A 12,179-nucleotide genomic window follows, 5' to 3' on the forward strand; every position below is an offset into this window, starting at 1 on the left:
CAGGGGACGTGTGGCTGCGGCCGCCGGTGCGGGCGGCGCGTGAAGCGCCGCTGAGCCGCGACCGAATCGTGGACGAGGCCATAGCCCTCCTCGATGAGGAAGGCGCCGACCGGCTGACCATGCGGCGGCTCGCCGAGCGCCTGGGGACCGGCTCCACGACGCTGTACTGGCACGTGAAAACCAAGAACGATGTCCTTGACCTCACCCTCGACGCGATCTTCGCAGCGGTTGAGATCCCGCGCGCAGACCGCCAGGACTGGCGTGCCGGCATCACCGCGCTGATCAGCGGGTGGCGTGCCGTCCTGCTGGAACATCCCTGGTCGGCAGCGCTGCTCGGCCGTCCGATGCTGGGCCCCCATGTACTTGCCCGCAGCGAGTTCCTGTACGCCACCCTCCTGGATGCCGGGGCCACCGAGCCGCACTTGACCGCCGCCGCGTACGGCTTGTCCAACTTCGTCATCGGTTCCGCACTCATGCAGGCGACCTGGACGGCCGGAGAGGAGCAGGCCACGCGAGCCGCCGCTCAGGATTACTTTCGCGCCAACCGTGACCGGTACCCCGTCCTGGCCACCCATGGCCCCCTCGCCGAGGACAGCGACTGGGAAACCAGCTTCACCTTCGGCCTTACCTGGCTCCTCGACGGCATCCAAGCCACCATCAGTGCCTCCAGTGCCGGCGGCGCTGCCAATGGGCCATCCACGAAGGCTGCAAGCCACGCCCGCCAGTGAGACAGCGGGACCGCAGCCGTGCGTCGGAGATGTCGGCGATCCGGGGCGAGAACTGGTAGCCGCAGATCGCGAACAGCCCGAAAACGATGTCGACGTACGACGCGGTGTCGGTGATGACGGTTGCTGGCTTCGGACCGCCGTCGCGGGCGTGGATGGCGTCCAGGACGAACAGCCGGTCGCGCAGCGTGCCGGGCACGCCGAGTCACCCGGTGGGGGCCCTCGTGCCGCAGACCGAGCGGTCATGCCCTGCCGGGCTTTGCCCGATCAGGACGGCTCGCGGGCAGGAGCGAGCGCAGTTCGGCGGTGTCGATGATGTGGGCCAGCCTCGGGAAGACGCCGGCCATCAGGGTCTGATGGGCCTGCGGGTCCGGATCGGTGACGCCGTCGGACAGGACGTAGAGCTGGTAGTCGCGGTCGGCGGCGTCGGTGACGGTGGACAGGACGGCGCCGCTGGTGCTGATGCCGGCGATGACCAGGGTGGTGATTCCGCGATCCCGCAGTTGCCGGTCCAGGTCTGTCGTCGACAGCGCGCCGTAGCGGGTCTTGCGGACGGTGATGTCGCCAGGCTCGGGAGCGAGCTGGTGGTGGAAGTCCGTGGCGGGATCCGCGTGGTGCATGAGGCGCTGCCGGCCGAGGAAGGAGAAGGTCTTGTTGGCCGGCGGGATCGCCGCCCAGTCGGCTGCGGTGAATGCGACTCGCACGTGGGCGATGGCGGCGCCGTGCGCTCGCATGTCGGCGATGGCGCCGGCCACCCGTGACAGCAGCGCTTGCGGGTCTGCCAGGCCGGGGAGCGAGGCCAGGATGTGCTGCTGGTAATCCATGACGAGCAGTGCGGCCGTCCGGGGGTCCAGCGCCGGGGTCGTGACGGTCATGTTGTCTCCTTGGGAGATGAGGGCGCCCTGACAGGCGAGATCGCACGCCAGGGCCGGACTGCACATGGGCGCGTGAGCCGCGATGTGCCGCGATGTGCCGCGCCGCGACCCCACCGGCCACGGTGAAGGTCGTCACGCTCATCCGCGAGCTCTGCGCGCGGGGGCGAACCGCTCCGGCAGGGGCGGCTCGGCCCGATCGCGGTGACGGCCGTTGCGGCCCGTCAGGTGCGGCCCGTCAGGCGCGGCTGGGTGCCGGCTCCGGCTCGGCGAGGGGCGCCGCGGCGCGTCGGGGAAGCAGCAGCGGGGTCGCCAGCAAGAGCACGCCGGCCAGGCCGATGGCCGTGCGCGGGCCGAGCAGGCCGCCCAGCACGCCCCAGACGGCCGTCAGGAGCGCGGTCGAGACCTTGGTGGTCACCGACCAGGCCGACAGCGTGCGGGTGACCCGCTCGGTCGCGGTGCGCTCGAGGCGGTAGGTGGCGTAGACGGGGTTGAAGACCCCGCAGCAGAAGATCAGCCCGAGCTCGACGCCCATCACCAGCAGCAGCCCTCCGGTCCCCGGCCCCAGGAAGGCCAGCCCGACGGGCCAGATCGCGCGCAGCGTCCCGGCCGCGACCAGGACCCGGTGCCGCCCGAACCGGGTGACGAGCGGCCGGGCCAGCCGCGAACCGAGCAGCCCGCCGATCGCGGGCGCGGCGAAGGCCAGGCCGTACTGCCAGGGCGCGAACCCGAGTTGGCCGAGCATCACAACGGCCAGCAGCGCGTCGGTGGCCATCACCAGGCCGTTGAACAAGGCGGTGTTGAACAACAGCGGACGCAGCCTCGCGTCGGCGAGGATGTACCGCCAGCCGTCGAGCAGGTCCCCGGCCCGCATGCGCGCGGCCTGCCGGCGATCGGGCCGCGGCTCCTGCCCGCCCGTCGCGCCGATGCCCAGAGCCGACAGCAGGTAGCTGACCGCGTCGGCCACCACCGTCGCCACCGGACCGAGGATCCCGATCGCGGCACCGCCCAGCGGCGGTCCGATGATCGTGGTCGTCCAGGTCGTGGACTCGAATCGGGCGTTGGCGACGAGCAGGTCCTCGGCCGGCAGCAGCGTCTTCAGGTACGCGCCGCAGGCGGCGCGGAAGGTGATGTCGGCGGCCGCGACGACGACCGCGACCAGCAGGAGCTGGACGAAGGACAGCACGCCGAGCGCGAACGCGGCCGGGATCGTCAGCAGCGCCGCGAACCGCACCAGGTCCGTCCCGATCAGGACCGGCCGCTTGCGGCGCGACTCCACCCACGGGCCCAGCGGCACTGCCACGGCCGCGCCCGCCAAAGCCCCCACGGAGGACAGCGCCGCGACCTGCGCCGGCCCGGCGTGCAGCACCTGGACCGCGATCAGCGGGAACGCGCCGAAGGCGAGCCATGTGCCCAGCGCGCTGGTCCCGTACGCTCCCCAGAGCCACCCGAACCGCCGCCCCAACCGGTGCCCGTTCCTCATGCCGACGCTCCTCGTCACTCACGTGCACAACCGATCCGCGATCGGAAGCATCAAAGCGAGCAGCATGCCCAGGGATCAAACAACCACAGGGCCGCCCGGACACAACCCACGGTTGTATCCATAGGGTTGGCCGCATGGACCACGACACCGTCCGGACCTTCGTCGCCGCCGCCGACGCGGGGCAATTCCAGGAGGCCGCCGCCGAGCTGGCGGTCACCCAGCAGGCCGTCTCCAAGCGCATCGCAGCGCTGGAGCGCAACCTCGGCGTGCGGCTGTTCACCCGCACGCCGCGCGGCGCCGAGCTCACCATCGACGGGCAGGCGTTCCTGCCCCACGCCCGAGAACTGCTCCGGGTCGCCGAGCGCGCGCTCGCCTCCGTGCGCACCGGCCACCGTCCGCTGCGCGTCGACATGATCGCCTCGCGCAGCGCGGCGTCGGGCCTGATGCGCGGCTTCCACCGCGCGCACCCCGAGATCGACCTCGACGTGGTGATGCTGTTCGATATCGAGCGGGCCGTCGCCGCCATTCGCTCCGGCGCGATCGACGCGTCCTTCCGCGCCGTCGCCATGCCCGGCCGGCCCCTTCCCGAGGACATCGCTTCCGTCCGGGTTCTCGACGAGCCGCTCCAGCTCCTCACCGGCCCCGCCCACGCGCTGGCCGGCGCCCGGTCGGTGACCGTCGCTCAGCTCGCCGGGCACCGGATCTGGATGCCCGGCATCGTCCCCGGGACCGAGTGGGCCGCCTACTACGACGACCTCGTCGCCGAGTTCGGCCTCACCATCGAGGCGACCGGCCCCAACTTCGGCTCCGACGCGCTCCTCGACACCATCGCCGACACCCCGGCCCTGGCCACCTTCATGGGCGGGCAGACCCGCCTGGTCTGGCCCGCCGGCCACGGCCTGCGCCGCATCCCGGTGACCGACCCCATACCCGTCTACCCGCACTCGCTCCTGTGGCGCCGCGACAACCCCCACCCCGCGCTGGCCACCCTCCGCGCCCACCTCGCCGCCACAGCCGCCGGTCCCGGCGCCGCCGGGACCTGGGCGCCGGACTGGGCGATCCCGCGCTGAACGCCACCCCGGCAGCCCGGACCGGGTCAGGTGGACGGCCCCGGCGGACGCGCCGCCGCCGCCCGGCGACGGCCCGCGCCGGTCAGGCCGCCGCCCGCGACGGGGCCAGCGCCGCCGACGTCAACGCCCTGGCCAGCGCCGGCTCGGTCAGAACGTCCACGTTGTCGCACAACTGGTCGATGCTGCCCGCCGGCGGCAGCGCCCGCACCTCCGGATCACGGATCGACTCCAGCAACGCCGCCGCGAACCGGTCCCCGCCGATCACCCGGAACGGCCGCGCGTGAAAACGCCGCACCGCCGGATCGAGCGGCCCCGTCAGCGCGATCCTGTTGTGCACGGCGGCCAGCCGCTCATAGGCCGAGCACAACGCCTGCTCCCGCTCACCCCAGGAGCGGGCCGCCACCGCCCCGGCCAGCGCCTGACCGAGCTCGGCCGCACCCGGCAGGCGGGCCAGCGCGCTGCCCAGCCACTTGGCGTACGGCGGGTAGCGTCTGCGCTGCAGCAACGCCAGCCGCATCACCTGCCGCGCCAGGCCCGCCGCCAGCGCCGCCGAACCGAGCTCGTCACCCACTTCGGCGCACCGGCCGGGGAAGGACTCCTCCGCGCTGATCCGCCGCCACTGGCAGGCCAGCACATACCGCCACACGTCGTCGGGATACCAGGCCAGCGCCTGCCGTACCGCGGCCAGCTCGCCGAGCCCGTCGTGGAAGACCTCCCCGCGCGTCACCTCGGCCAGCGCCTGCCACGGCGCCGACAGCCAGTCCAGGGTGCTCACCCGCCCGCGCGGATCGAACCCGAGCCTGCCGGCCAGCCACCCGCCCAGCTCGTGCACCCGCACCCCGTGGCGCAGCAACCCACTCTGGGCGAACACCGTCGGATACCCGCCGAAACGCGCCGGCAGGCCGGCCGCGACCTGCTCCTCCACCTCGCCGACCGCCTCCGGCGCCACGAACAGCAGCACACGCGGCCCCCAGTCGTGGTCGGCGCTGCGTTCGGTGTCGAAGGCCTGCACCTCCGACCCCGGCCCGATCAGCGCGGCGCTGTGCCGCACCCCGGCCACCAGCGGCGCCACCACCTCGTTGTAGAAGGCGCGGCTCAACTCAATTCCAGGCACAAATCCAGACATCACTATGTCAACTGTGCCTGACGGCATCGGGAACCTCACCCGGTTTTCGCGGCGGTCCCGCCCGCGGGCCGGACCGCCCCACCCGGCCGTTAGGCTGGCGTGCGGCCACCCCGAAACCCAGCGAAAGGGCTGTTCACCGTGCTGCGCCTGTTCCGTGCCGTCGCCATCGCCGAGGCCTTCTCCTGGATCGGCCTGCTGGCCGGCATGTACGTCAAGTACATCCTCCAGGCCGGCGAGGTCGGCGTGAAGGTGTTCGGCCCCATCCACGGCGGCCTGTTCGTCCTGTACGTGGCGGCCGTGCTGCTGGTCGCCCGCGAGCGGGGCTGGTCACGCGGCACCGTCGTGGTGGGCCTGGTGTGCGCGGTGCCGCCGCTGGCCACCGTGTGGTTCGAACGCCGCCAGACGCGCCACGAACGCGCCCGGCAGACCACCACCACCCCCGCCACCGCGCACAACAGCACCGGCCAGGACAGCGGCGTTCAGGACACCACGCAGGCCGCCACCGCCCGCCGCCGGTAACCCAGCCCCGCATACAACCGCAACGCCGCCACATTGTCGTCGTCGACCATCAACGCCGCCCTGCCGTGCGCGGCCACCAGACGGCCACTGACCCACCGGCACACCCGCCCGGCCAACCCCGTACCCCGCCACGGCGCGGCGGTGGCCACCCCCGCCACGAAACCGACCGACGGCGCGCTCCACGCGTCAGCCGCCACCGCCGCCAGCCTGCCCTCCACCCGCACCCCCGCCCAGCGAGCCACACCCTGCCCACCGGGCACCGCATAGGAGTCGGGCGCATGCTCGGCCAGCAACCGGCCGATCTGCCCCTCGAAGCGACCCTCCAGCCACGACACCCCGTCACTGGGACCGATCGGCACCTGCTCCAGACTCATCCAGGAGAAGACCCCCACCCGCCCCAGCCCCGGCACCCGCTCCGCCACCTGCCGCATCAGGTCCGCCTCACCCAGCGGCCGATACGACGGCCCCAGCTCGGCCAGCGCGTGCCGCAGCACGGCGGCGGCATCAGCCGGATCCCCCCACACCGCCAGCCGGTCACGGCGGGAGATGCCCGGCGCCCCCGCCACCACCGCCCGGCCGCCCGCCCACGCCCGTCCACCACCCGCAAGGCCCTGAGCCGCCCACATCACCAGATCGTCATCGCCGCAGGCCGCCTCCAGCTCACCCGGCGTGGACAGCTCGCGGATCACAGGATGGCGCCCGGCACATACCCGGCGGCCCGCGGATAGCGCGCCACGACCTCGCCGACCAGCCCGCACACCCGCTGCACCTGGTCGCCGGCCGCGCCGGTGAAGGAAACCCGGTCAGCCAGCAACTCCTCCAGCCGCGCCCGATCCAGCGGGAAACGCTCATCGGCCGCCAGCCGCTCCAGCAGCCGGTTGGCCGACCCCTGCGAACGCATCTCCAGCGCCGAAGCCACCGCGTGCTCCTTGATCAGCTCGTGGGCCTGCTCACGGCCCACCCCCGCCCGCACCGCCGCCATCAGCATCTTCGTCGTGCCCAGGAACGGCAGATAACGGTCGAGCTCGGCCGAGATCACCGCAGGGAAAGCGCCGAACTCGGCCAGCACCGTCAGCATGGTCTCCATCAGCCCGTCGAAGGCGAAGAACGCATCCGGCAGCGCCACCCTGCGCACCACCGAGCACGACACGTCGCCCTCGTTCCACTGGTCACCGGCCAGCTCGGCCGTCATCGACGCATACCCGCGCAGGATCACCGTCAGCCCGTTGACCCGCTCACAGGAACGGGTGTTCATCTTGTGCGGCATCGCCGACGAGCCGACCTGACCCTCCTTGAACCCCTCGGTCACCAGCTCGTGCCCGGCCATCAACCTGATCGTCTTGGCCAGCGAGGACGGCGCCGCCGCCAACTGCACCAGCGCACCGACCACCTCGAAGTCCAGCGACCGCGGATACACCTGCCCGACACTGGTCAAGCGCCGCTCGAAGCCCAGATGCGCGGCCACCCGCTCCTCCAGCTCCGCCAGCTTGCCGCGATCACCACCCAGCAGGTCGAGCATGTCCTGCGCGGTGCCCACCGGCCCCTTGATCCCCCGCAGCGGATAGCGGCCGATCAACTCCTCCAGCCGCGCGAAACCCACCAGCAGCTCGTCGGCCGCGCTCGCGAACCGCTTGCCCAGCGTGGTCGCCTGCGCCGCCACATTGTGGGAACGGCCCGCCATCACACTCGCCTCGTACTGCTCGGCCAGCGCCCCCAGCCGGGCCAGCAACGCCACGACCCGATCACGCACCAGCAGCAGACTGTCGCGGATCTGCAGCTGCTCGACGTTCTCCGTCAGGTCACGCGAGGTCATCCCCTTGTGAACATGCTCATGCCCGGCCAGCGCGTTGAACTCCTCGATACGCGCCTTCACATCGTGCCTGCTGACACGCTCCCGCTCGGCGATGGAAGCCAGATCGACCTGCTCGACCACCTTCTCGTAGTCGTCGATCGCCTGCTGCGGCACCGCCACCCCCAGCTCGGCCTGCGCCTTCAACACCGCCAACCACAGCCGCCGCTCGGCGACCACCTTCGACTCGGGAGACCACAGGCGAGCCAGCTCGGCAGAGGCGTAGCGGGCGGCCAGAACGTTCGGGATGCGCGGCTTGGAAGTCACGTTGCCCCAGTGTATGGGGCCGCCCCGCCCCGCCCGGCAAGCGGGGGTGACGGGACGGCCCAGCGCCCTAGACCGGCGCGCCCACCTTCTCGGCGGCCGGCGCCGGCACAGCCCCGCCACGCCCGCCCAACCGCTCCTTGACCCGCTCCACCATCGTGTACAGCGTCGGCACCAGCACCAGCGTCAGCAGCGTCGAAGAGATCAACCCGCCGATCACCACGATCGCCAGCGGCTGCGAGATGAACCCGCCCGAGCCGGTCACCCCCAGCGCCATCGGCGTCAGCGCGCAGATCGTCGCCACCGCCGTCATCAGGATCGGCCGCAACCTGCGCCGGCCACCCTCGATGACCGCCTCCACCACACCAAGGCCCTGCTCCCGGTACTGGTTGACCAGGTCGATCAGCACGATCGCGTTGGTCACCACGATGCCGATCAGCATCAGCATGCCGATCAGCGCCGGCACACCCATCGGCGTACCCGTCACCAGCAGCAGCCCCAGCGCACCCGTCGCCGCGAACGGCACCGACACCAGCAGGATCAGCGGCTGCACGAAACTGCGGAACGTCGCCACCATGATCATGAAGACGATCGCGATCGCCGCCAGCATCGCCACCCCCAGATCGGCGAACGCGTCGGCCTGGTCAGCCGACACACCACCGACGGTGAAGGCGGCACCCGCCGGCAGCGCCAGCCCGTCCAGCTTCTTCGTCAGCGCCTGCGTCAACCTGCCCAGATCGCTGGCCGAAGCCTTGGCCGAAACCGTCGCCGACCGCTCACCGTCGATCCTGGAGATCTGCGTCGGCCCGTCCACCTGCGACACCGTCGCCACCTGCGACACCTTCACCGCGCCGACCTTGAGCTTCTCCACCTCCTCGACGCCCTCCGGCTCGTCGCCACCCCGCAGGATCAGGTCACTGTCGACACCGTCCAAGGTCAGCCGGCCCAGCGGCGCGCCACGGAAGGCCTGCGCCACCACCTGACCCACCTGAGCCTCGGTGACACCCTTGGCCGCCGCCTTCTTCCTGTCGACGACCACCTCGATCCGCGGCGCGCTCGACTCCAGATCCGAGGAGACGTCCCGCAACCCCTCCACCTGCCCGACAGCCGTGGCCACCTGCCCGGCCGCCGCACGCAACGTGGCAGTGTCGGGCGCCTGCACGATCACCTCGACCGAATCCGAGCCGAACCCGGCGCCGCCCTGCCCGCCGACCGTCACCTCACCGACACCCGACAGGCCCTTCAGCTCCTGGCGCAGCCGCTCCTCCAGCGCCGGCGTGTCACTGCCCTCGGCGACCGTCACCGAGAAGGAGGCACGGTCGGCACCGCCGCCCGCCCCGCCCCGCATCGCGTTGCCGCCACCCACGTTGACCTGGTACGACTGCACGCCGTCCAGATCCGCCAGCACCTTCTCCACCTTCCTGGCCGCCGCGTCCGTGGCAGCCAGATCCGTGCCGGCCGGCATCTTCTGGCTCAGCGAGATCGTGTCCTGGCCGGAGGAGTCGATGAAGTTCGTCTCCAGCCTGCCGGCCAGCCCCATCGTGGCCGCGAACACCACCACCCCGATCAGGACCGTCACCAGGCGCCGGCGCGTGGCAAAGCGCAACACCGGCAGATACATCCGCTGCAACGGGCTGCGCAGCTCCTTGGCCTCAGCCGCCTCCCGCACCGCCCGCGCCTGCTCAGGCTCCAGCGCCGGAGCCTTCAGGAACCAGTAGGCCAGCACCGGGATCACCGTCAGCGACACCAGCAGCGAAGCCAGCAACGCCACCGTCACCGTCATCGCGAACGGCGCGAACAGCTCGCCCACCATGCCGCCCACGAACGCGATCGGCGCGAAGACCGCCACCGTCGTCAGCGTCGAGGCCGTCACCGCGCCCGACACCTCACGCACCGCCGCCGTCACCGCCGTACGCTTCGGCTCGCCGTAGCCCAGATGCCGCTTGATGTTCTCCAAGACCACGATCGAGTCGTCGACCACCCGGCCCACCGCGATCGTCAGCGCGCCCAGCGTCAACATGTTCAGCGAGTAGTCACCCGCCCACAACGCGATCAGCGCGATCACCACCGACAGCGGGATCGACACCGCCGTCACCAGCGTCGAACGCAACGACAGCAGGAACACCAGGATCACCAGGACGGCGAAAACCAGCCCCAGCAGCCCCTCGGTCGTCAGGTCCTCGATCGACCGCTCCACGTACGGCGCCTGATCGAAGATCACCGTCGCCTTGGCGCCCAGCGCCGACTCCATCGCCGGCAGCTTCTCCCGCACGGCGTGCGAGATCGCCACCGCGTTGCCGTCCGGCGTCATCGTCACCGACACACCCAGGCTCGGCTCGCCGTTGGTGCGCGTCAGCGTCGTCGCCTCGCTCTTGCGCCGCTCGATGTCGGCCACATCGCCCAGCCGCACCGGCTTGAGCGGCTTCGGCGCGGCCTGCACCGGCGCCTGCCCCGCACCCGGCGGCATCGCCCTGCCCGGCACCTGCCGCGCCTGCCCCTGCGCCTGGGCCGGGGCGGCGGCCTGCGGCGCCGCCGGCACCAGATACAGGTCCTCCAGCGCCTCGATCGACTCGATCCGCGAGCCCACCTGCACCGTCAGCGCCTTACCCGACTCCTTCAGCGTGCCGGCCGGCACCGGCGTCCCGTTGGCCTTCAGCACCTCCGGGATCTGCGCCGGCGACACACCCTTGTCGGCCATCTTGTCGGCGTCCGGCGTGATGACCACCGTCTCGCCCCTGGCGCCGGTGACCTCCGCCTCGCGCACCCCGTCGATGCCCTGCAGCTGCGGCACCAGCACGCGATCCAGCTTGTCGGCCATCGCCCGCTCGTCGCCGCCGTCGCCCACCGCCAGCACCACGACCGGGATGTCGTCGGTGTTACCCGCCACCACCTGAGGATCGACACCATCGGGCAACTGCGCCCTGATCTTGCCGATCGCCGTCTGCATCGTGGCCACCGACTCCTCGATGTCGGTGCCGTAGGCGAAGGAGACCTGGACCTGCGCCAACCCCTCCTTCGAAGTCGAGGTCATCTCTTCCAGGCCGTCGATCCCGGCGAAGGAGTCCTCGATCGGCTTGGTGACCTGATCCTCCACGATCTCCGGAGAAGCCCCCGGGTAGGACGCGACGACGAACGCGCCGGGAAACGACAGCGACGGCAGCAACTGCTGCTTCAGCTGCGGGATCGTGTAGGCGCCGAACGCGCTCAACACGATCGCCACCAATATCACCAGACTGCGGTTGGCAAGGCTCAACCGGGCCAGAGCTGTCATCCGCTCCTCACAGGGCAAACGGGACAAAGATTTCGGCCCACACTAACACTTTGCCTCGCACGAATATTTAGCCCGAGGCGGCTTTCCTGATAACCTTCTCAGGAAGCGAGAGGTGAGAGTGAACGACGAACGCGACAAGCTGATCCGACAGATCAGCGACACCCAGCGCGAGCTCGGCCGCGTCTTCGCGCAGGACCGATCCTCACCCCTGTTCAGCTCCAACCTCACCATGAGCCAGCTCAAGGTCATCATCCTGCTGGCCTACACCGGCTCCGCCTCAGGCCAGGAACTCGCCACCAACCTCGGCGTCGGCCTGGCCACCGTCACCGGCATCGTCGACCGCCTCATCGGCCACGGCCTGGTCACCCGCCACGAAGACCCCCACGACCGCCGCGTCCGCCGCGTCGAACTCACCGACGCCGGCCGCACCCTCATCGAACAACTCAACGACGCCGGCCTGCGCCACTACCGCCGCATCATGCAACGCCTCGACCTCGACACCCTGCGCACCCTCGCCGACATCACCGCCAAGATCGCCGACATCGCCCGCGACCTCCCCTGGCACGACGACGACCAGCACGTCCCCACTCAAGGCGAACCCGGCCGCACCGCCGCCAGATAACCCAGCAACGCATCCCGGTTACGCGCCAGACAGTCGATCCGCGCCTGGATCCGCGCCACCTCCCCCCGCAACAACCCCTCCAGCTCCGGCGTCAGACACGCCGGATGCACATGGATCCCCTCAGGCCCCTCCAGGAACGGCAGAATCCGCCGGATGATCTCCGTCGTCAACCCCGCATCCAGCAACCCCCTGATCTGCTGCACCCGAGACACCGCCGCCTCGCCATAACACCGGTAACCGTTGTCCGAACGCGACGCCCCCAGCAGACCCTGCTCCTCGTAGTAGCGCAGCATCCGCGACGGCACCCCCGTACGCCGCGACAACTCACCGATCCGCACCACCACACCCCCTTGCCTTCACACTGATGTGAAGGTCCAA

Annotated in this window: 12 protein-coding genes; 4 read left to right on the forward strand and 8 right to left on the reverse strand. The window is 71.2% G+C overall.

Translation table 11 applies throughout. The features are described from left to right. Positions 1-8 precede the first annotated feature (8 nt). The gene (locus ACWEVS_RS08145) at positions 9-728 is read left to right on the forward strand and encodes a TetR/AcrR family transcriptional regulator C-terminal domain-containing protein (protein ID WP_449922339.1); all 720 of its coding nucleotides are present in this window, start codon (positions 9-11) and stop codon (positions 726-728) included. Here ACWEVS_RS08145 and ACWEVS_RS08150 read toward each other — a convergent pair. The 3 genes from ACWEVS_RS08150 to ACWEVS_RS08160 form a co-directional block, all read right to left on the reverse strand. After that, entirely contained in the window at positions 658-924 is a 267-nt protein-coding gene (locus tag ACWEVS_RS08150) for a Tn3 family transposase (RefSeq protein WP_452415302.1), read from the reverse strand. The genes ACWEVS_RS08145 and ACWEVS_RS08150 overlap by 71 nt on opposite strands. Positions 925-967: 43 nt before the next feature. Next, on the reverse strand, positions 968-1,600 hold the full coding sequence (locus ACWEVS_RS08155) for a cysteine hydrolase family protein (protein ID WP_452415300.1): 633 nt from the start codon (positions 1,598-1,600) through the stop codon (positions 968-970). Positions 1,601-1,835: 235 nt separating this feature from the next. Continuing rightward, complete coding sequence (locus tag ACWEVS_RS08160; RefSeq protein ID WP_449922344.1) at positions 1,836-3,080, reverse strand: MFS transporter; 1,245 nt, start codon at positions 3,078-3,080, stop codon at positions 1,836-1,838. A gap of 134 nt (positions 3,081-3,214) precedes the next feature. Here ACWEVS_RS08160 and ACWEVS_RS08165 point away from each other — a divergent pair, with 134 nt between their 5' ends. Continuing rightward, positions 3,215-4,150 carry a LysR family transcriptional regulator gene (locus ACWEVS_RS08165; protein WP_449922346.1) on the forward strand — a complete coding sequence of 312 codons (936 nt, stop codon included), beginning with the start codon at positions 3,215-3,217 and terminating at the stop codon, positions 4,148-4,150. An 82-nt stretch (positions 4,151-4,232) separates the two neighbouring features. On the opposite strand, the gene ACWEVS_RS08170 is transcribed toward ACWEVS_RS08165, so the two are convergent. Beyond that, positions 4,233-5,249 carry a DUF4037 domain-containing protein gene (locus ACWEVS_RS08170; RefSeq protein WP_452550544.1) on the reverse strand — a complete coding sequence of 339 codons (1,017 nt, stop codon included), beginning with the start codon at positions 5,247-5,249 and terminating at the stop codon, positions 4,233-4,235. A gap of 165 nt (positions 5,250-5,414) precedes the next feature. Here ACWEVS_RS08170 and ACWEVS_RS08175 point away from each other — a divergent pair, with 165 nt between their 5' ends. Continuing rightward, on the forward strand, positions 5,415-5,795 hold the full coding sequence (locus ACWEVS_RS08175) for a DUF3817 domain-containing protein (protein WP_452550545.1): 381 nt from the start codon (positions 5,415-5,417) through the stop codon (positions 5,793-5,795). On the opposite strand, the gene ACWEVS_RS08180 is transcribed toward ACWEVS_RS08175, so the two are convergent. The 3 genes from ACWEVS_RS08180 to ACWEVS_RS08190 all read right to left on the reverse strand — a co-directional run bounded on the left by ACWEVS_RS08180 (position 5,756) and on the right by ACWEVS_RS08190 (position 11,179). Beyond that, entirely contained in the window at positions 5,756-6,484 is a 729-nt protein-coding gene (locus ACWEVS_RS08180; protein ID WP_449922352.1) for a GNAT family N-acetyltransferase, read from the reverse strand. The genes ACWEVS_RS08175 and ACWEVS_RS08180 overlap by 40 nt on opposite strands. Further along, positions 6,481-7,911: an adenylosuccinate lyase gene (gene purB / locus ACWEVS_RS08185; RefSeq protein ID WP_452550548.1), complete on the reverse strand. Its 1,431-nt coding sequence runs from the start codon at positions 7,909-7,911 to the stop codon at positions 6,481-6,483. The genes ACWEVS_RS08180 and purB overlap by 4 nt, the downstream gene beginning before the upstream one ends. Before the next feature lie 67 nt (positions 7,912-7,978). Beyond that, positions 7,979-11,179: an efflux RND transporter permease subunit gene (locus ACWEVS_RS08190; RefSeq protein ID WP_452550549.1), complete on the reverse strand. Its 3,201-nt coding sequence runs from the start codon at positions 11,177-11,179 to the stop codon at positions 7,979-7,981. A 112-nt stretch (positions 11,180-11,291) separates the two neighbouring features. Here ACWEVS_RS08190 and ACWEVS_RS08195 point away from each other — a divergent pair, with 112 nt between their 5' ends. Beyond that, the gene (locus ACWEVS_RS08195; RefSeq protein WP_354921189.1) at positions 11,292-11,801 is read left to right on the forward strand and encodes a MarR family winged helix-turn-helix transcriptional regulator; all 510 of its coding nucleotides are present in this window, start codon (positions 11,292-11,294) and stop codon (positions 11,799-11,801) included. Here ACWEVS_RS08195 and ACWEVS_RS08200 read toward each other — a convergent pair. Next, complete coding sequence (locus ACWEVS_RS08200; RefSeq protein ID WP_449922358.1) at positions 11,768-12,145, reverse strand: MerR family transcriptional regulator; 378 nt, start codon at positions 12,143-12,145, stop codon at positions 11,768-11,770. The genes ACWEVS_RS08195 and ACWEVS_RS08200 overlap by 34 nt on opposite strands. Positions 12,146-12,179 lie beyond the last annotated feature (34 nt).

The organism is Nonomuraea sp. NPDC003754, from assembly GCF_053605785.1.

What these genes read in the sequence shown, in the direction of transcription:
- ACWEVS_RS08155 (WP_452415300.1), bottom strand. Translation starts at nt 1,600, where the DNA reads ATGACCGTCACGACCCCGGCGCTGGACCCCCGGACGGCCGCACTGCTC.
- ACWEVS_RS08160 (WP_449922344.1), bottom strand. Translation starts at nt 3,080, where the DNA reads ATGAGGAACGGGCACCGGTTGGGGCGGCGGTTCGGGTGGCTCTGGGGA.
- ACWEVS_RS08165 (WP_449922346.1), top strand. Translation starts at nt 3,215, where the DNA reads ATGGACCACGACACCGTCCGGACCTTCGTCGCCGCCGCCGACGCGGGG.
- ACWEVS_RS08190 (WP_452550549.1), bottom strand. Translation starts at nt 11,179, where the DNA reads ATGACAGCTCTGGCCCGGTTGAGCCTTGCCAACCGCAGTCTGGTGATA.